Origin of the sequence: Acidovorax sp. sif0632, assembly GCF_019218805.1 — a bacterium.
GTDB lineage: Bacteria > Pseudomonadota > Gammaproteobacteria > Burkholderiales > Burkholderiaceae_C > Acidovorax > Acidovorax facilis.
Genome location: NZ_JAHUWW010000001.1, coordinates 210554 through 228964, shown reverse-complemented (window position 1 = coordinate 228964; position 18411 = coordinate 210554). Strand labels below are relative to the sequence as shown.

Sequence of the window (18411 nt, the reverse complement as noted above, 5' to 3'; positions counted from 1 at the left end):
TGCCCATGCAAGACCTTACCAACGCAGCCCCCACCCCTGGCCCCCGTGGCTCCAGCGATGCTTTGCTGCGGCTGATTGCAGACTCCGTGCCCGCGCTGATGGCCTACTACAACCTGCCCGGCCTGTGCTGCCAGTTCGCCAACCAAGGCTATGCCGCCTACAACGGCCACACGACCGAATCCATCCTGGGCCTTACGGTGCAGGAGGCCATCGGCGACAAGGCCTGGCTGGCCATCCAGCCGCATGTGGAACGGTCCGCATGCGGCGAACATGTGAAGTACACACGTGAGCAGACCTTGCCCAATGGCGAGGCCCGCATGATCGAGGTCAACCTGATCCCGCACTTTGACGCCAGCGCGCAGCAGCTGGGCTCGTTCGTTCTGATCACCGACATCACTGAGCGCTGGCGCGCGGAGCGCCAAGTGCGCCAGAGCGAAGAGCGCATGCGCAAGTTCACCGAGGCCACGGACGAGGCCATCGTGTTCCACCGCGACGGCATCATCACCGACGGCAATGAGGCACTCACCCGCCTGACGGGTTATGCGCTGCAGGAGGTGGTGGGGTTTTCCATCTTCCACTTCATCAGTCCGGAATGGAGGGCCGTGGCGCTGGACTACACGCGCACCGGGCGCGAAGACCCCTACGAAGTGACCATCCGCCACAAGGACGGCCACGCCATTCCCGTGGAGGTGGTGGGAAAGACCATGCCACTGCACCATGCCGACTACCGCATCGTGGTGGTGCGTGACATCACGGCCCGCAAGCAGGCCCAGGAACGCGAGGCCTTCATTGCGCTGCACGACACGCTTACGCAGTTGCCCAACCGCCACTTCCTGATGGAGCAGCTGTCGCAGGTGCTGTCGCTGGCCCGCAGGCGCCACGGCCGTGCGGCCGTGCTTTTTGTGAACCTTGACCATTTCAAGACGGTGAACGACTCGCTGGGCCACCATGCAGGCGACCAGCTGCTGTGCAACGTGGCCGAACGCCTGCGCCAGGGCGTGCGCGACGCTGACGTGGTGGCGCGGCTGGGCGGCGATGAGTTTGTGGTGGTGCTGACCGATGTGCAGGGCCCTGACGATGCCGCCCGGGTGGCCGACAAGCTGCTGGCGTCCATGCACGGCGTTTTCACCCTGGGCCAGGTGCCGCTGACGGTGTCCCCCTCCATCGGTATCAGCCTGTTCCCCCAACACGCCACCACCGGCGATGCACTGCTGCGCTGCGCCGATGCAGCCATGCACCACGCCAAGGAAAGTGGCCGCGGCAACCGCCAGTTCTACACCCCGAGCATGGAAGCCAGCGCCATCGACGTGCTGCAGCACGAGCGCCTTCTGCGCGAGGCCATTGTGGACAACGCCTTTGTGCTGCACTACCAGCCCCAGATCAGCCTGGAAGACGGCTCCCTGCAGGGGCTGGAGGCTCTGGTACGCTGGCGCCACCCGCAGCGCGGCCTGGTGGGGCCCGACGAGTTCATCACCTTTTCGGAATCGCGCGGCCTCATCACCCCCATCGGCCGCTGGGTGATGCGCGAGGCCTGCCGCCAGCTCAAGGAATGGCAGGACGAGGGCCTGGCCCTGGTGCCCGTGGCGGTGAACCTGTCGGCCCTCGAATTTCGCCAGCGCGATGTCGCTGGCGAAATCGCTGCGGCGCTGCGCGATACCGGCCTGGCGCCGCAGTACCTGGGGATTGAGCTGACCGAATCCGTGCTCATGCACCAGACCGGCCAGGTGCTGGACACCCTCAATGCCCTCAAAGCGCTGGGCGTGGGCATCTCGATCGACGACTTTGGCACAGGGTATTCGTCGCTGGCCTACCTCAAGCGCTACCCCATCGACAGCCTCAAGATCGACCGGTCTTTTGTGGTGGACACGCCCGGCAACCCCGACGACGTGGCCATCGTCACGGCCGTCATTCAGATGGCCCGCAGCCTGCAGCTCAAAACCGTGGCCGAAGGGGTGGAAACCCCGGCGCAGGTGCAATTGCTCAAGGGCCTGGGGTGTGACCTGATCCAGGGGCATGTGGTGTCGGTGCCGCTGGATGCCGTGGCGCTCCAGCGCTGGATGCGCGATTTGCCGGTGTAAGAACCTGTTTCCGATCCCTTCCCGGTGCCGTCACACAGACACGTTCCCGGCTTGTGGACAATAGGGGCATGCCCCTCATCCCCGACTTCATCGCCCCCACCCGCCACACCGACCCGGCCGACGCACTGGCCCAGGTGCAGCGCATTTACCAGCAACAGATTGGCCACCTGCGCGACGCCATGCAGCGTTTTGTGGCAGGCGAAACGCCCGAAGGCGCCGTGCGCGCGTTCTACCCCTTTGTACGGGTGCACACCACCACCGTGGCGCGGGCCGACACCAAGCTGGCCTATGGTTTTGTGGAAGGCCCTGGGCGCTACGAAACCACCCTCACCCGGCCCGACCTGTTCGCTCACTACTACGCCGAGCAGTTTCGCCTGCTGCGCGCCAGCCACAACGTGGAGCTGGAAGTGGGCACCAGCGCCCACCCCATTCCGATCCATTTCTCGTTTGCCGAGCACGACCACATCGAGGGCACGCTGACGCCCGAGCGCCGCATGCTGATGCGCGACGTGTTCGACCTGCCCGACCTGGCTGCCATGGACGACGGCATCGCCAACGGCACCTGGCAGGCCCGCCCAGGCGAGGCCCAGCCGCTGTCGCTGTTCACCGCGCCGCGCGTGGACTACTCGCTGCACCGCCTGCGCCACTACACGGGAACGGCGCCCGAGTGGTTCCAGAACTTCGTGCTGTTCACGAATTACCAGTTCTACATCGACGAATTTGTGCGCCTGGGCCACGCCGAGATGGCCAAGCCCGACAGTGAATACATCGCCTTCATCGAGCCGGGCAACGTGGTCACCCGCCGCGTGGGATTGGGTGCCCAGCCCGGCGACGAACTGGGCGTAGCCCCGCCGCGCTTGCCGCAAATGCCCGGCTACCACCTCGTGCGCGCAGACAGCAGCGGCATCACCATGGTCAACATCGGCGTAGGCCCCGCCAACGCCAAGACCATCACCGACCACATCGCCGTGTTGCGCCCCCACGCCTGGATGATGCTGGGCCACTGCGCGGGCCTGCGCAACAGCCAGCAGCTGGGCGACTACGTGCTGGCCCACGCCTACGTGCGTGAGGACCACGTGCTGGACGAAGACCTGCCTCTGTGGGTGCCCATCCCGGCGCTGGCCGAGATCCAGCTCGCATTGCAGCAGGCCGTGGCCGATGTCACACAGATCAGCGGCGCCGACCTGAAGCGCGTGATGCGCACCGGCACCGTGGCCAGCACCGACAACCGCAACTGGGAGCTGCTGCCCGACAACACGCCCCAGCGCCGTTTCAGCCAGAGCCGCGCCGTGGCGCTGGACATGGAAAGCGCCACCATCGCCGCCAATGGTTTTCGCTTTCGCGTGCCCTACGGCACCCTGCTGTGCGTGAGCGACAAGCCCCTGCACGGCGAAATCAAGCTGCCCGGCATGGCCAACCACTTCTACCGCGAGCGGGTGGACCAGCACCTGCGCATCGGCATGCGCGCCATCGAGATCCTGCGCAACGGCGGCGTGGACCGCCTGCACAGCCGCAAGCTGCGCAGCTTTGCCGAGGTCGCTTTTCAGTAAACACAGGCCCCGGGGCCACTGCGTATGCCACTGGATTTCCTCACGCTGATGACGGTCATGGCGGCCAACCTGTTCATGATCTCGGCCGCGCTGCCGCTGATCATGGGCCGGGACGTGAGCCGCGCGGCCCGCCATGTGCAGGCCAGCATGCTGCTGCAGGCCGTGGCCTGGGCGGCCATCATTGCCTCATCCACCCTGTGGGACCAGACCCTTTCCACCGTGTCGATTGCCTGCAACGCGGCCGCACAGTGGATGCTGTACCGGGCGCTCGAAGAATGGCTGGGCCCCCGTCCCTTGCGCCGCCTGCTGCTGGTGCTGGTGATAGCCGCCCCACTGGGCTACACCCTGGGCTTTGGTCACTACGCCTGGCGCGTGGGCTGGGCCAACTTTGTATTGGCCACCATCCTGTGCATCGTTGCGCGCGCCACCCTGGCGCCGGTGGTCGAGGCCAACCTGCGCTGGCGCAGCCTGCTGCTGGGCTGCCTGCTGACGTCGGCCGCGTTCACGTTGGCGCGGGGCATGCTGGGCGCCTTCACCGACCAGTACCCCAGCTTTCGCACTCCCCATCCTGTCAACCTCGCTGCCGCCGTGGCCACCAACGTGAGCCTGGTGCTCGGCACGGTCGCCCTGCTGGTGGCCTGGCGGTCGGAGGCTGAACACAAGCTGCGCACGCTGGCGATGACCGATGGCCTCACCGGCGTGCTCAACCGGCGCGGCTTCACCACCCAAGGCAGCAGCCTGCTGGCCCACGCCGCACGCCATCAGTTGCCCATGACGGCAATGATGCTGGACCTGGACCACTTCAAGCAGGTCAACGACACCCATGGCCACGAGGCCGGGGACCGCGCCCTGCAACTGTTTGCCCGCCTGCTGGGCGACACCTGCCGCAGCGGCGATCTGGTCGGCCGCCTGGGTGGCGAGGAGTTTGGTGTGCTGCTGTTGCACAACAGCGAGCCCGCCGGACTGGCCCTGGACCGGCGACTGCGCAGGCGCCTGCACGCAGCCAGTGTGGCCGAGCTGGGCTTTGCGCTGGACTACAGCGCCGGGATGGCCGTCCTGCAGCCCGGTGAGGCCGCCCTGGCGGAACTGATGGCCCGTGCCGACGGCGCCCTCTATGCAGCCAAGACGGCGGGCCGTGGGCGGCTGGTCGCAGCGGACTGAGCCAATTGGTCCTCTTTTGATAGCAATCAGTGCACTATCCACCTGCGCTAAGTGTTGATTTTTGCCACAACGACTGCGCGCAACACCGGGTATGCCCACGTCGCACACAATCTCTCCATGACCGCACTTTTTGAAGCTCTGCACCTGCGCAAACGTTATGGCGAGACCACCGTGGTGGACGACGTGTCCTTCGCGATTGCTCCCGGCGAATGCCTGGGCGTCATCGGCCCCAACGGTGCTGGAAAGACCACCACCATTCGCATGTGCCTGGGCCTGGCGTCACCGGATGGCGGCGAAGTGCATTTCACCTCCAAGCCCGGCACCGCACCGCTGCACATGCCCCGCGATGCGCTGGCCATCAAGGCGCAGCTGGGTGTGGTCACGCAGTTTGACACGCTCGACCCGGACTTCACCTGCGCCGAAAACCTGCGCGTGTTCGGCCGCTACTTTGGGCTGAAGGGCGCAGTGATGGACGAGCGTGTACCCCAGTTGCTGGAGTTCGCAGCCCTCACCCACAAGGCCGACGCCAAGCCGGGCGAGCTGTCGGGCGGCATGAAGCGGCGCCTGTCGCTGGCGCGCGCCCTGGTCAACAACCCGCGCCTGCTGCTGCTGGACGAGCCCACCACCGGCCTGGACCCGCAAGCCCGCCACCTGATGTGGGAACGCCTGCAACTGCTGCTGCAGCAAGGCAAGTCGATCCTGCTGACCACCCACTTCATGGACGAGGCCGAGCGCCTGTGCTCGCGCCTGCTGGTGCTGGACCACGGCCGCAAGATTGCGGAAGGCCGCCCGCGCGAGCTAATCGCCCAGCACCTGGAGCCGGATGTGGTGGAGGTGTTCGGCGTGGGGGCCGTCCAGATGGCCGAAGACGCCGCGCTGCGTGCCCTGGCCGCGCGCGTGGAGATCAGCGGCGAGACGGTGTTTTTCTACACACAGAACGCGCAGCCGCTGCTGCAGGCGCTGGGGCAGCATGGCCACCTGCGCACGCTGCACCGGCCTGCGAATCTGGAAGATTTGTTCCTCAAGCTCACGGGGCGGCAGATCCGGGAATAGGGCCGGCGGGAGGGCCCGCCACCCGGCCCTGCCACCAGTTTTCAAGGTCTTGTGGCGCGCAAGGCTGGGAAAAGAGGTAACCCTGCAGTTCGTCGCAGCCCAGCCGGGCCAGCCACTGGGCTTGGTGGTCGGTTTCCACGCCCTCGGCCACCGTGCGCAGGCCCAGCCTTTGCGCCAGGGCCACGATGGCGTCCACCAGCATTTCGCCCCGGTCGTTGCTCCCCAGGTCGTTGACGAAAGAGCGGTCGATTTTGAGCTTGCGCACCGGAAACCGCTTGAGCTGGCTGAGTGACGAATAGCCGGTGCCGAAGTCGTCGATGGCCAGCTGCACACCCAGCGCGGTGAGGCGCTGCATGGTCTGCAGGGCCTCCTCCACGGGCTCCATGATCGAGCTTTCAGTGATTTCCAATTGCAGCAACCGGGGTGGGCATCCGGTGCTTTGCAAGGCGCGGGCCACCACCTGGTCCAGCTCAGGCTCCTGGAACTGACGGGCCGAGAGGTTCACCGCCACCGGGATCTCCCCCCACCCGGCATCCAGCCACCGCCGTGCCTGCGCGCAGGCCTCGTTCAGCACCCATTCGCCCAGTGGCACGATCAGCCCCGTTTCTTCCGCAATGCCGATGAACTGCAGCGGAGACACCAGCCCACGCTCCGGGTCCGCCCACCGCACCAGCGCCTCCACCGACGACAAGCGCCCCGTCCGCGCATCCATGATGGGCTGATAGTGCAGGCGCAGCCCGTCGTGCTCGATGGCATGGCGCAGGCCCGCCTCCACCCGCAGGCGCTCCGTCAACACCTCCGTCATGTGCGGGCTGAAGAAAGCCAGCCGATTCCCACCCAGGTCCTTGGCGTCGTACATGGCCACGTCTGCATTGCGCAACAACAGGTCGCCAGAGTCCCCATCCTGCGGGAAGACCGCAATGCCCAGGCTGGTGCCCAGCAACCAGCTGGACGTGCCGGTCTCCACAGGCAGGGTCAGCGCCCGCACAATGCGCCGCGCCATGGGCTCCACCACCGCCGGGTCCGGCAGGTCGGGCAGCACCACCACAAACTCATCCCCTCCCGGGCGGGCCACTACATCGCCAGGGCGTACACAACCCTGCAACCGGACCGCCACCTCCTTGAGCAAGGCATCGCCCCGGGCATGGCCCAGGCTGTCGTTCACCCCTTTGAACCGGTCCAGGTCCATGGCCAGAACGGCCACGCAGTGGCCCTGCTCCCGCGCCCGGTCCAACGCCGCGTCCAGCCGCTCCGTGAGGCTGTAGCGGTTGGCCAAGTCGGTCAGGGGGTCTCGCCGCGCCTGGCGCTCCAGCGTCTCCGTGTGCAGCGCGATGGACTGCTGCTGGCGCAGCAGGGACTCCGCCATCCGGTCCAGTGCCCGAGCCACCTGCCCCAGCTCTCCCGGGGGATAGGGTGTGCCAATGGGTTCGGCGTAGTTGCCAGCATCCATGCGGCCAATGGCGCGGATGGCGCGCATGGCATGGCGGCGTACCGCAAATTCCACCAACAGAAAAGCAGCAACAAACACGATGGCCGCCAGTGCCAGCACCCCCAGCAGTGCGCGCCGGAACTGGCGCTCCACCGGGCCACGCAGGTCGTCCTCAGGCACGGCCAGGGCCAGACGCAGATCCGAGCCCTGTGCGCGCGGCAACTGGGCGCGCACCCAGACGCGACGCACGCCATCGGCCCCCTCCATCACGGCATGCCCTTCGACCGCTTGCAACATGAAAGTGCGTTCGGCGTCCCCCAGGGTCAGCGGCGCCACCTCCGGCCGGCGGAAGTCCATGACCACCGAACCGTCGGCATTCCATACCTGCAGATGCATACGCTCATAGCGCTGTGCATGCACCGTGGCCTGCCCGTAGTCCTGCATGTCGAGCGAGGCCAGCAGGATGAAGCGCAACGCGCCTCCCGCATCGCGCACCGGGTAGGCCACCTGCAGCACCCCCTTGCCCGTCAGGCGGCCTATGACCGCTTCCAGCACCGGCCCGGAGGCTGTCAGCGCACGCTGAAAGTAACTGCGGTCCCGGAGGTCCAGCGTACGGCCACTGCGCAGCGAATCACAGAACAGGGAACCATCGGGCTGGATGGTGAGGATGCCGGTGTACTGAGGATGTTCCTTGAGGACATCTGCCAGGAAATCAGAGCAGGCGCCCTTGTCGCCCGCTGCCAGCAGGGGTACGCGCCCAAGGCCAAACAAGAGTTGCCCGGTACCAGCGATCTTGTCGTCCAGGTCGCTGGCAATGATGCCTGCCCGGGCCACCAGCCGGTCGCGCGCCTGTCCGGTGGTGGCCACCCGGAACTCCAGCAGCAGCCACACCAGGGCCGGCACAGGCAACAAAGAGGCTGCCAGCACCAGCCACAGGATCCGCGCACTCAGGCTCACAGGGGTTCTCCTTCACAGAAGCGCCGTCGTCGCACCGGCCCGCCGCAACTGCGGCCGCAGGCTATCAGGCCACGCGGGGCCTGACCTTGCTCGCCGCCAGCTTGGCGTTCGCACGCGCCGTGTCCACATTCTGAGCCCGAGCCAGCGCCACGCCCATACGGCGCTTCACAAAACTCTCGGGCTTGCCGAACAGGCGCAGATCGGTGCCCGGCACGCGCAGGGCTTCTTCCACACCATCGAACACGATGCCCTGGGCTTCCACGCCGCCGTAGATGACGGCGCTGGCGCCGGGATTGCGCAGGCTGGTGTCCACGGGCAGGCCCAGGATGGCGCGGGCGTGCAGCTCGAACTCGCTCTGGTGCTGGGTGCACAGCGTGACCAGGCCCGTGTCGTGCGGGCGCGGGCTCACTTCGCTGAACCAGACCTCCTGGCCCTTGACGAACAGCTCCACGCCGAACAATCCCTGGCCGCCCAGGTTGTCGGTCACGGCCTTGGCGATCTGGCGCGACTTTTCGAGCGCGGCCGGGTGCATGGGGTGGGGCTGCCAGCTTTCCACATAGTCGCCACTCACCTGCACATGGCCGATGGGGTCGCAGAAACTGGTGGTGATTTGGCCGTCCGCGCCCACCGCACGCACGGTGAGCTGGGTGATTTCGTAGTCAAAGTCGATGAAGCCCTCGACGATCACGCGGCCGTGGCGCACCCGGCCACCGGCCATGGCGTAGTCCCAGGCCTTCTTCACGTCGTCTGGGCCGTCGATCTTGCTCTGGCCCTTGCCCGAGCTGCTCATCACGGGCTTGACGATGCAGGGGTAGCCGATACCTGCGTCAATCGCAGCCTGCAGTTCTTCCAGCGAATTGCAGAACTTGTAGGGGCTGGTGGGCAGGCCCAGCGTTTCGGCGGCCAGCACGCGGATGCCTTCACGGTCCATGGTCAGGCGCGCTGCGCGGGCCGTAGGGATCACGCGCACGGTGCCCGCGGCTTCCAGCTCTTCGAGCATGGGGGTGGCGATGGCTTCGATCTCGGGCACCACCAGGTGGGGCCGTTCGGCTTCGATCAGCGCCTTGAGCTGGGCCGGGTCGCTCATGGTGATGGTGCGCGCGTGGTGGGCCACCTGCTGGCCGGGGGCGTTGTCGTAGCGGTCCACGGCAATGGTTTCCACCCCCAGGCGCTGCAGCGCGATCAGCACCTCCTTGCCCAGCTCGCCCGAGCCCAGCAGCATGACTTTGGTGGCATGGGGGGACAGAGGGGTTCCGAGGGTGGTCATGGTGGGGGCTTTCGAGAAGGTGAAAAAGTCGGTAAATGGCGGGACGCAGGCGACTTTAATGCACCCGGGCGCAGAACTTGCAATCGCCCTGACATGCCCCCACCGCCCATGCCCTCCCCTTCCAGCACGGCCCGCTCGCACAGCCCCACCGACTGGCACACCCAGGAGCTGCTGCTAATGCGCGAAGTGATGCGCCTCATCGGCCGCAGCCTGGCGCCCGGCCTGGTGCTGCGCGAAATGCTGCACCTGATGAGCGAACTGCTGGGCCTGAACCGTGGGCGCATCGTGCTGGTGGACAACGCCCCGTCCTCCCCAGCCGGCGCGCCGCGCACCGCCTCCATCCAGCACGCCTATGGCCTCACCCAGGCCGAGGTGCAGCGCGGGCGGTACGCCTGGGGCGAGGGCATCACAGGCCGCGTGCTGGCCACGGGGCAGCCTGCCATCGTGCAGGACATTGATGCCGAACCGCTGTTTCTGGCACGCGCAGTGGAGCGCAGCCAGCTGCCGCCCGAGACGGTGGCTTTCATCGCCCTGCCCATCGAGGTCAACAACGCGCCCATCGGCGTGCTGGCCTGCCACCGCATCCGTAGCCGCCAGCGCCACCTGAACGACGACCTGGCGGTGCTGCGCGTGCTGGCCACGCTGGTCGGGCAGCTGCTGCAGCTGGAAGCCCTGGTGGACGAGCAGACGCGGCAGCTGCAGGCGCGCAACGCCGTGCTAGCCAATGCGCTCAACACCAAAAGCGCGCGCTACGGGCTCATTGGCAGCTCGCCACCGCTGCTGCAGGCCTTGAGCGAGCTGGAGCGTGTGTCGCAAACCCAGGCCACCGTGCTGCTGCTGGGCCAGTCGGGCACGGGCAAGGAGCTGTTCGCACGCGCCGTGCACCTGGCCAGCGGGCGGCGCGACCGGCCCTTCATCAAGGTCAATTGCTCGGCCATTCCGGACGCGCTGTTCGAGTCCGAACTGTTTGGCTACGAGAAAGGCGCGTTCACCGGCGCCAGCACAGCCCGCGTGGGCTGGTTCGAGCAGGCCGACAGCGGCACCATCTTTCTTGATGAGATTGGCGAGCTGCCGCTGGCCCTGCAGTCCAAGCTGCTGCGCACGCTGCAGGAGGGCACGCTGGTGCGCCTGGGCGGGCAGCGCGAGGTGAAGGTCAACGTGCGCCTGGTGGCGGCCACCCACCGCGACCTGGCGGCCGATGTGGAGGCCGGGCGCTTTCGGCAGGACCTGTACTACCGCCTGCACGTGATTCCGATCCATCTGCCCTCGCTGGCCGAGCGGCGCGAGGACATCCGCGCGCTGGCGCTGCACTTTGTGAGCCGCGCCAACCAGGCGCACCAGCGCAACGTGAACCTCTCGCCCGACGCGCTGGCGCGGCTGGAAGAACACCCCTGGCCCGGCAACATCCGCGAGCTGGGCAATGTGATCGAACGCCTGGTGCTGCTGACCAATGACACGCTGGTGGCGCGTGGCGAGCTGGACCGGTTTCTGCCCGCTGCGGCTGTGGTTTTGCCACCCGCACCGGCGCCCGTTCAGCAGATTCAGGCCGAGATGCCGTCTACCCCTATCGCCGCAGCACCGCTGGTGCGCGACTACGCCTCGGCCCAGTCCCACAGCGTTCAGGTGCTGCAGGCCGCGCTGGTCGAACACCACGGCAACCAGTCGCGCGCGGCGCAGAGCCTGGGGTTGACGCTCCGGCAGTTCGCTTACCGGCTGCGCAAAGCAGGCTTGAAGTGACGCCCAACACTGTGTCAACAATTTGTAGACACAGTGTTCAGCGTCCGCGTTGGACAGGCTGCGCTCTGGTGATAGTCGGCACAAAATACTATCAAATCAATAGCTGCCAGCGCTTTAACAATCAGCGCTAACAGCCTATTTCATTCAAATTTCTTTGCATTCCCAAGCTCTGGCACACCTGTTGCGATAAGGAGGGCAGGCATCCCGCCCACCACCGCACCGAAAGGTTTTCCATGAGCACCGTGACCGCTACCGCCTCCGACGCCGTCCTCATCTCACCCACCCAGCTGTTGGCCCTGCAAGCCGCAGAGCCTGTGGTGCTGATCGACACCCGCGACGCCGACACCTATGCCCTGGGGCACATCCCCGGCGCGGTGAACCTGCGCGAGACATTCACGTATCTCGCCACCTCTACGCCCCAAGGCCTGCAGGAGCTGAAAGACACCTTTGCCGCGCACCTGGGCGCCATCGGCCTGTCGGGCGCCGAGACGGCGGTGTTCTACGAAGACGCGCTCAACAGCGGCTACGGCCAGTCGTGCCGGGGCTACTACCTGCTGACCTGGCTGGGCTACCCCAAGGTCAAGGTATTGAATGGCGGCTACTCGGCCTGGAAGGCGGCAGAGCTGCCCGTCTCCACCGAGGCCGTGGTGCCCACCCCGGCCATCTTCCCCACCAACCTGGCCACCACCGATGTGATGCTGACCAAGGAAGACGTGATCGAAGCCCTGGGCACCGACACCGTGCTGCTGGACGTGCGCGATGTGGACGAATGGATTGGCGACAGCTCCAGCCCCTACGGCAAGGACTTTGCGCCCCGCAAGGGCCGCCTGCCCGGCGCCAAGTGGCTGGAGTGGTACCGCTTCATGAAGCCCTCGCCCCAAGGTCCGGTGTTCAAGTCGCCCGACGAAGTGCGCGCCGAATGCGCCACGGCGGGCATCAGCCCGGCGGACACCGTGTACCTGTATTGCTTCAAGGGCGCACGTGCGTCCAACACCTTCCTCGCGCTCAAGCAGGCGGGCTTTGCCGATGTGCGCATGTACTTCGGCTCATGGAACGAATGGTCGCGCGACGACAAGTTGCCGATCGAAAGCGGTCTGCCGCTGGTCAAGTTCCCCAAAAAGCCTGCGCTGGCGCTGGCGGCCTGAGCCCCGCGCGTTGTTGCAGCGGGCGTGGCTCGCTGCGAACCCTGTCCTTCTTTTTTGCATTCCCTTCTCTTTTTCCAAGGAACACCATGTCCACCGATCTGCTGGAACCCTCTGCCCCCGTCACCACCGTGCACACACACCTGCGCCCCATCGACCGCGACGGGCTGATGGCCTTTGCCGACAAGGGCCGCAACAACCCCGCCAGCCGGGGCACCAACAAGGTCCACACGGTGATGGAGGGGCAGTACCGCTCGCTGAGCTATGTGGGCAACCATGCGCCGGTGGTGGTGGACGAGCCCCTGCACCTGTTCGGCCAGGACACGGCGCCTGCGCCAGGCGAAATCGTGCTGTCGGGCCTGGGGGGCTGCCTGGCCGTGGGCATCACGGCTGTGGCCACCTGGAAGCAGGTCAAGCTCAGCAAGATCGAGGTGTTCATGGAAGGCGACATCGGCAACCCCGCCGCCTGGGGTGCGGGTGGCGCATTGCAGAAGACGCCCCCCGAGATGGGCTTCCAGGCCATCCGCGTGAAGGTGCTGGTGGAGGGCGACGCACCGCGCGAGGTGCTCGACGAGATCGTGCAGCACGCCAACTTCTACTCGCCCGTGGCCAACAGCATGCGCAACCCCATACCGTTCGAGATCAGCCTCGCGGACTAAATAGCCCCGCCACCGAGCCCGCCCTGCGCACCCAAGGAGCCCCATGAACCCCGCCGACCTCCCTCCCCAACTCCACCTGGACGGCGCCCTGCGGGGCGATCCGCTGCTGGCCGCCGTGCGCCAGATCGCCCAGGGCCCGCTGGCCGCGCAGGTGGAGGCGATTGACCGCACCGGCTACTACCCCTGCGCCGAGCTGCAGCAACTGGCCGCCGTGGGCGCGATGAGCGCGCACCTGGACAGTACCGCCGGCCCCGCCGACTACGGCCTGGCCATCCGCGCCATGGCCGAGGCCTCGCGCGTGTGCGGCGCCACGGGCTTCATGATGTGGTGTCAGGCGGTGTGTGGGCTGTACCTGCAGCAGTCGGGCAACCCCGCGCTGATGGGCGATGTGCTCCAGCGCCACGCCAGCGGCGCAGGCATGGGCGGCACGGCGTTGTCCAACCCCATGAAGAGTTATGCCCAGATCGAAAGCCTGCTGCTCAAGGCCACGCCCGTGGAGGGGGGCTACCTCATCAACGGCACCCTGCCCTGGGTGAGCAACCTGGGGCCCGACCACTACTGCGGCGCGATCGCGGCGGTGGTGGAGGCCGACGGTGCGGCCAGCCAGCGCGAGGTGATGTTCCTGCTGCGCTGCGACGCACCGGGCGTGGAGATGCGCGAATGCCCCAGCTTCTCCGCCATGGAGGGCACGGGCACCTATGCACTGCGGCTCAAGGACCATTTCATCGGCACGGCCGACACCATGGCCGACCCTACCCGGCCTTTCATCGCCCGCATCCGCGCTGCGTTCGTGATGCTGCAATGTGGCATGGCGGTGGGCATCACCCAGGGCGCCATCGACTCGATGTGGGCGGTGGAGGCCCAACTGGGCCACGTCAACCAGTTCCTGGAAGACCGGCCCGACGCCCTGCAGGCCGAACTGGATGCACTGACCGCACGCGTCATGCAACTGGCCCAGACGCCGTTCGACACAAGCACCGACTTCTTCATCGATGTGCTGGACGCCCGTGCCCATGGCGCGGAGCTGTGCCTGCGCGCCGCCCAGTCGGCCCTGATGCACCAGGGCGCGCGCGGCTACCTGATGAGCTCGGACGTGCAGCGGCGCGTGCGCGAGTCGCACTTTGTGGCCATCGTCACGCCCGCCATCAAGCACCTGCGCAAGGAGATCGCCCGGCTCAGCACCGAGGAGATGCCTGCATGACGCGCGCCCTCCCCACCGCCACCACGCAGTCGGTTACCTCCGAGTTCGTGTTGAGCGCGGCATCGCAGGCGCTGTGCGATGCGTTTGCCGACGCGGCCGCCCAGGCGCCCTGGCAAAGCTACATCTGCAACGCCTGCGGCTACGTCTACCACGAGGCCGACGGCGACCCCGATGGCGGCCTGCCGCCGGGCACGCGGCTGGCGGACATACCCGACGACTGGGCCTGCCCGCTGTGTGGAGTGACCAAGGCCGATTTTTCTCCGTACGAAGCCCCCACGCTGGAGGCGCTGCGGGCGCAGGCCAGCGCAGCGCCAGCCGCCTCCCTCCGCGTGCGTGGCGAGCCGGGAGTGGTCATCGTCGGCGCGGGCCGTGCAGGCTGGCAACTGGCCGAAACCCTGCGCCAACACAGCGCCACGCTGCCCATCACCCTGGTGACGGCCTGCGCGGGCGACCGGTACGACAAGCCTTTGCTGTCGGTGGCCATGGCGCGCCAGCTGGACCCGCTGGCCCTGGTGTCCGAAACCGGTCGCGATGCGGCGCACCGCCTGGGCGTCACCCTGCTGGCCCACACCCATGCCGTGCGCATCTGCGCCGACACCCGCCAATTGCGCACCACGCGGGGCGTGCTGCGCTACGGCCACCTGGCGCTGGCCCACGGTGCGCAGGCCGCCTTGCCTCCGGGCTTGCCCGCCAGCCTGTGCTGGCGCATCAACCACCTGGACGCCTACCAGCGCCTGCGCCAGCACCTGGGCGACCAGCCCAAGGACGTGCTCATCATCGGCGCGGGCCTGGTCGGCAGTGAGCTGGCCAACGACCTGGCACTGGGCGGCCACCACATCACGCTGCTGGACACGGCCACCGAACCACTGGCGCGCTGGCACGACCAGCAGGCGGGCCCGCAGTTGCTGGACGCCTGGAAAGACCTGTCCATCCGCTTTGAAGGCGGTCTGCAGGTGGAGCAGGTGGAACGCGTGGGCTCGCGCTACCGCGTCTCCACCACCAGCGGGCGGCGTTTTGCGGCGGACGAAGTGGTGGTGGCTGCAGGCCTGCTGCCCCCCCACCGCCTGGCGCAGAGTGCAGGGCTTGACTGGACACATGGCATTGCGGTGGACGCAGGCACGCTGCAAACCAGCGTATCCCGCATCCATGCAATGGGCGATTGCATCAGCATCGACGGGCAGTGCAGCCGCTACATCGAACCGATTGCCCGGCAGGCGCGCACGCTGGCGGCCGCCATCCTGGGTCAACCGGTGGCCCCCTATGAGCACCGGGCGGCCGTGGTGCGGGTCAAGACCACCACCCGGCCACTGACCCTGCATTGAGGCAGCCTCGAGCCCGGGCGGCAATCTTGCCCGGGCTGGCACCGGCAAAAAATTTTTGGCATCCACTGCATCCAAACGGCGTTTTCGTGGGTAGTACCTACAGCAGCGCATCTTGTTGCTGCTGTCCTATCAACCCACAGACCAGAGAGAAACGCCATGACCATCCACACGTCCCCCATCTCCCGCCTGCTCCCCCTGACGGGCGCCATTGCCGCCGCCGTGCTGCTGAGCGCCTGCGGTTCGATGATGTCGTCGTCCTCCAAATCCATGTATTCGCAGGACAGCCTGCCCGACAGCATCAAGGTGCCGGCTGGCAACAAGGTGGCGATGGAAACCGTGGGCGTGGGCGAGATCACCTACGAATGCCGCGACAAGGCCAACATGCCCGGCCAGACCGAATGGGTGTTCGTGGGCCCCAAGGCCGTGCTGAATGACCGCAGCGGCAAACAAGTGGGCACCTACTACGGCCCGCCGGCCACCTGGGAGTCGAGCGATGGGTCCAAGCTGACAGCCACCCAGCTAGCCGTGGCGCCCTCGGGCACGGGTAACCTGCCCTACCAGCTCGTCAAGGCCAACCCCGCCATGGGTTCGGGCGCCATGACCGGCGTGACCTTCATCCAGCGCGTGGCCCTCAAGGGCGGCGTGGCACCCGCTGCTGCCTGCACCACCGCCAACAAGGGCGAGCGTCAGATCGTGAAGTACCAGGCCGACTACATCTTCTGGAAGGCCGCGTAAACCACGCACACGCAATCCCCTGCCCAGCGGGGGCTACCGCCAGGCGGTGGCGGGTTTGCGGCTACGATGCGCCCACTCTTTAGACGAGGCCCCGCTGCCTGCACACCGTGCCCGACACCCCTGGCGATTTTGACTACGAAGCCGCTCTGGCCGCCTGCGCAGCGGGCGACCGGCAGGCCATGCACCGCCTGTACCAACAGGAGGGCGCGCGGCTACTGGGCGTTGCGCTGCGCATCGTGCGCCAGCGGGCCCTGGCCGAGGACATCGTGCACGATGCCTGCGTGAACATCTGGACCCGCGCCGCCAGCTACGACCCGCGCCGGGGCAGCGCACGCGGCTGGATCTACAGCGTGGTGCGCAACCTGGCCCTGAACGCCGTTCGCGACGCGGGCCGCCACGTTGATGTGGACGACACCACCACCCAAGCCCTGGAGGCCGACATGTCTGTGCAGGCCCACCATGAGGTCGAGGAAACCTTTGCGCTGAACGCCAGCCTGGGCCGCCTGCAGCATTGCCTGGAGGCCCTGGACCCCGCGCGCCGCAACTGCGTGCTGCACGCCTATGTGGACGGCTGCTCGCACGGAGAAATTGCGGAGCGCCTCGGCGCGCCGCTGGGCACCGTCAAGGCGTGGATCCGGCGCAGCCTGGTTTCGCTGCGGGAGTGCATGGCATGACCGACGTGCGCAACACACCGTCCACCCCCTCGCCGGAAGACCTGAGCGTGCTGGCCGGCGAGTACGTGCTGGGCACCCTGCCCGCTGCCGAACGCCAGGGTGTGCAGCAACGCCTGCCTGGTGACAAGGCACTGCAACAGGCGGTTGCCGAATGGGAAGCCCGCCTGCTGCCGCTGACCCAGCTGGCAGAGCCCATCGCGCCGCCCGCTGCCTTGTGGGCGCGCATCGACCAGTCGCTGCAGGCCACCAGCGCGCAGCCGGTTGCGACACCCGTTGCCGCCCAACCCCGCGCAAAAACCGAGCGCAAGCCATCCGTGCGCTGGTGGGACCACCTGGGCCTGTGGCGGGCCCTCGCCGGCTCGGGCTTTGCCATGGCGGCGGTGCTCGCGGCAGTGCTCGTCACCCGCACCGCCCCAGTGGCCGCGCCGCCGCAGTTCATGGTGGTGCTGGTCGCGCCGCATGACAAGGCCCCGGGCTGGGTGGTGCAGGCCAGCTCGCCCCGGCAGATCAGCCTGATTCCGCTGGGTATGGCCGAAGTACCGGCCGACAAGGCCCTGGAGTTCTGGACCAAGGCCGACGGCTGGAGCGGCCCCGTATCGCTGGGCCTGGTGCAGCCCGGTCAGCCCCTGCAGATCCCGCTGGACAAGCTGCCGCCGCTGCAGCCCAACCAGTTGTTCGAGCTGACGCTGGAACCGCCCACGGGCTCGCCGATTGGCAAGCCCACAGGCCCCATCCAGTTCATCGGCCGCGCCGTCAAGGTGCTCTGACTGTCTTCGTTACCCCACTCGGCGCAATGCATAGGCCCACGCCGGTGTAACGAGCACGGCCTATACCAGCGACCGCCGCGCAAGGGCCGCCAAGCCGCACAGGCGGCGCTTCGCTGGCGGGCGCTGGCGGTGTCCCCCTTCCCGAATTGCGCAGCAATTCGAGAGAAAGGGGGAAGGCGCGAAGCGACTCAGGGGGTTAGTACTGTTTATACGGCAGGAACTTGCCGGACAGGACCACATTCACGCGGTCGCCATTGGGATTGGCCTCGCGCTGGATGTCCATGCTGAAGTCGATGGCGCTCATGATGCCGTCGCCAAACTCCTCGTGGATCAGCTCCTTGATGGTGGTGCCGTACACACTCACCACCTCGTACCAGCGGTAGATCAGTGGGTCGGTGGGCACGGGCGTGGGCAGCGAGCCCTTGTAGGGCACCACCTGCAGCCACTTCTGCTCTTCGGCCGTGAGGCCAAAGATCTTGCCGACGATCTTGGCCTGCTCAGGCGTAGCGGTCATCTGGCCCAGGCACAGGGCCGTGGTCCATTCCTTGGACTGGCCGACCTTCTTGGCAATGGCCTCCCATTGCAGGCCCTTGGCGACCTTGGTGCTGATGATCTTTTCGGTAACGTCGTTGCGGTTCATGGTGATGGCTCCTTCGGTTGGATGGGTTTTGGAACGGGG

At 67.2% G+C, this 18411-nt stretch carries 15 protein-coding genes; 12 read left to right on the top strand and 3 right to left on the bottom strand.

Annotated elements, in window-relative coordinates; translation table 11 throughout:
* Window positions 1-5: 5 nt before the first annotated feature.
* The 4 genes from KW832_RS00995 to KW832_RS00980 all read left to right on the top strand — a co-directional run bounded on the left by KW832_RS00995 (window position 6) and on the right by KW832_RS00980 (window position 5842).
* Window positions 6-2078, top strand: a complete 2073-nt coding sequence (locus tag KW832_RS00995) for a bifunctional diguanylate cyclase/phosphodiesterase (protein WP_207401908.1) — start codon at window positions 6-8, stop codon at window positions 2076-2078.
* Window positions 2079-2146: 68 nt separating this feature from the next.
* Window positions 2147-3628, top strand: a complete 1482-nt coding sequence (locus KW832_RS00990) for an AMP nucleosidase (protein ID WP_055396354.1) — start codon at window positions 2147-2149, stop codon at window positions 3626-3628.
* A 24-nt stretch (window positions 3629-3652) separates the two neighbouring features.
* Window positions 3653-4789 carry a GGDEF domain-containing protein gene (locus KW832_RS00985; protein ID WP_121422155.1) on the top strand — a complete coding sequence of 379 codons (1137 nt, stop codon included), beginning with the start codon at window positions 3653-3655 and terminating at the stop codon, window positions 4787-4789.
* Between the two features lie 117 nt (window positions 4790-4906).
* Entirely contained in the window at window positions 4907-5842 is a 936-nt protein-coding gene (locus KW832_RS00980; RefSeq protein ID WP_218298944.1) for an ATP-binding cassette domain-containing protein, read from the top strand.
* On the opposite strand, the gene KW832_RS00975 is transcribed toward KW832_RS00980, so the two are convergent.
* Window positions 5817-8228, bottom strand: coding sequence for an EAL domain-containing protein (locus KW832_RS00975; protein ID WP_218298945.1), 2412 nt, complete (start codon window positions 8226-8228; stop codon window positions 5817-5819). The genes KW832_RS00980 and KW832_RS00975 overlap by 26 nt on opposite strands.
* Window positions 8229-8292: 64 nt before the next feature.
* On the bottom strand, window positions 8293-9495 hold the full coding sequence (purT, locus tag KW832_RS00970) for a formate-dependent phosphoribosylglycinamide formyltransferase (RefSeq protein WP_218298946.1): 1203 nt from the start codon (window positions 9493-9495) through the stop codon (window positions 8293-8295).
* A 108-nt stretch (window positions 9496-9603) separates the two neighbouring features.
* On the opposite strand from purT, the gene KW832_RS00965 reads away from it, so the two are divergent.
* From KW832_RS00965 to KW832_RS00930, 8 genes are all read left to right on the top strand, one after another.
* Window positions 9604-11232, top strand: a complete 1629-nt coding sequence (locus KW832_RS00965) for a sigma-54-dependent Fis family transcriptional regulator (RefSeq protein ID WP_255577440.1) — start codon at window positions 9604-9606, stop codon at window positions 11230-11232.
* A gap of 233 nt (window positions 11233-11465) precedes the next feature.
* A complete protein-coding gene (locus KW832_RS00960; RefSeq protein ID WP_015012391.1) occupies window positions 11466-12377 on the top strand; it encodes a sulfurtransferase in 912 nt (303 codons plus the stop codon).
* Between the two features lie 86 nt (window positions 12378-12463).
* Entirely contained in the window at window positions 12464-13033 is a 570-nt protein-coding gene (locus tag KW832_RS00955; RefSeq protein ID WP_008905298.1) for an OsmC family protein, read from the top strand.
* 43 nt (window positions 13034-13076) lie between these two features.
* Window positions 13077-14234 carry an acyl-CoA dehydrogenase family protein gene (locus KW832_RS00950; protein ID WP_121507688.1) on the top strand — a complete coding sequence of 386 codons (1158 nt, stop codon included), beginning with the start codon at window positions 13077-13079 and terminating at the stop codon, window positions 14232-14234.
* Complete coding sequence (locus tag KW832_RS00945; RefSeq protein ID WP_255577439.1) at window positions 14231-15556, top strand: FAD-dependent oxidoreductase; 1326 nt, start codon at window positions 14231-14233, stop codon at window positions 15554-15556. The genes KW832_RS00950 and KW832_RS00945 overlap by 4 nt, the downstream gene beginning before the upstream one ends.
* Window positions 15557-15712: 156 nt before the next feature.
* The gene (locus tag KW832_RS00940) at window positions 15713-16291 is read left to right on the top strand and encodes a DUF3455 domain-containing protein (protein WP_055396334.1); all 579 of its coding nucleotides are present in this window, start codon (window positions 15713-15715) and stop codon (window positions 16289-16291) included.
* Window positions 16292-16398: 107 nt separating this feature from the next.
* Window positions 16399-16965: a sigma-70 family RNA polymerase sigma factor gene (locus tag KW832_RS00935; RefSeq protein WP_055396332.1), complete on the top strand. Its 567-nt coding sequence runs from the start codon at window positions 16399-16401 to the stop codon at window positions 16963-16965.
* The gene (locus KW832_RS00930) at window positions 16962-17732 is read left to right on the top strand and encodes an anti-sigma factor domain-containing protein (RefSeq protein WP_218298948.1); all 771 of its coding nucleotides are present in this window, start codon (window positions 16962-16964) and stop codon (window positions 17730-17732) included. Before KW832_RS00935 ends, KW832_RS00930 begins: the two co-directional genes overlap by 4 nt.
* A gap of 196 nt (window positions 17733-17928) precedes the next feature.
* On the opposite strand, the gene cynS is transcribed toward KW832_RS00930, so the two are convergent.
* Window positions 17929-18372: a cyanase gene (gene cynS / locus KW832_RS00925; RefSeq protein ID WP_008905293.1), complete on the bottom strand. Its 444-nt coding sequence runs from the start codon at window positions 18370-18372 to the stop codon at window positions 17929-17931.
* Window positions 18373-18411: the final 39 nt, after the last annotated feature.

Coding starts and splice junctions, on each gene's coding strand:
- KW832_RS00965 (WP_255577440.1), top strand. CDS start 9,604: ATGCCCTCCCCTTCCAGCACGGCCCGCTCGCACAGCCCCACCGACTGG.
- KW832_RS00960 (WP_015012391.1), top strand. CDS start 11,466: ATGAGCACCGTGACCGCTACCGCCTCCGACGCCGTCCTCATCTCACCC.
- KW832_RS00940 (WP_055396334.1), top strand. CDS start 15,713: ATGACCATCCACACGTCCCCCATCTCCCGCCTGCTCCCCCTGACGGGC.
- KW832_RS00985 (WP_121422155.1), top strand. CDS start 3,653: ATGCCACTGGATTTCCTCACGCTGATGACGGTCATGGCGGCCAACCTG.
- cynS (WP_008905293.1), bottom strand. CDS start 18,372: ATGAACCGCAACGACGTTACCGAAAAGATCATCAGCACCAAGGTCGCC.
- KW832_RS00945 (WP_255577439.1), top strand. CDS start 14,231: ATGACGCGCGCCCTCCCCACCGCCACCACGCAGTCGGTTACCTCCGAG.
- KW832_RS00995 (WP_207401908.1), top strand. CDS start 6: ATGCAAGACCTTACCAACGCAGCCCCCACCCCTGGCCCCCGTGGCTCC.
- KW832_RS00930 (WP_218298948.1), top strand. CDS start 16,962: ATGACCGACGTGCGCAACACACCGTCCACCCCCTCGCCGGAAGACCTG.
- purT (WP_218298946.1), bottom strand. CDS start 9,495: ATGACCACCCTCGGAACCCCTCTGTCCCCCCATGCCACCAAAGTCATG.
- KW832_RS00980 (WP_218298944.1), top strand. CDS start 4,907: ATGACCGCACTTTTTGAAGCTCTGCACCTGCGCAAACGTTATGGCGAG.
- KW832_RS00950 (WP_121507688.1), top strand. CDS start 13,077: ATGAACCCCGCCGACCTCCCTCCCCAACTCCACCTGGACGGCGCCCTG.
- KW832_RS00990 (WP_055396354.1), top strand. CDS start 2,147: ATGCCCCTCATCCCCGACTTCATCGCCCCCACCCGCCACACCGACCCG.
- KW832_RS00955 (WP_008905298.1), top strand. CDS start 12,464: ATGTCCACCGATCTGCTGGAACCCTCTGCCCCCGTCACCACCGTGCAC.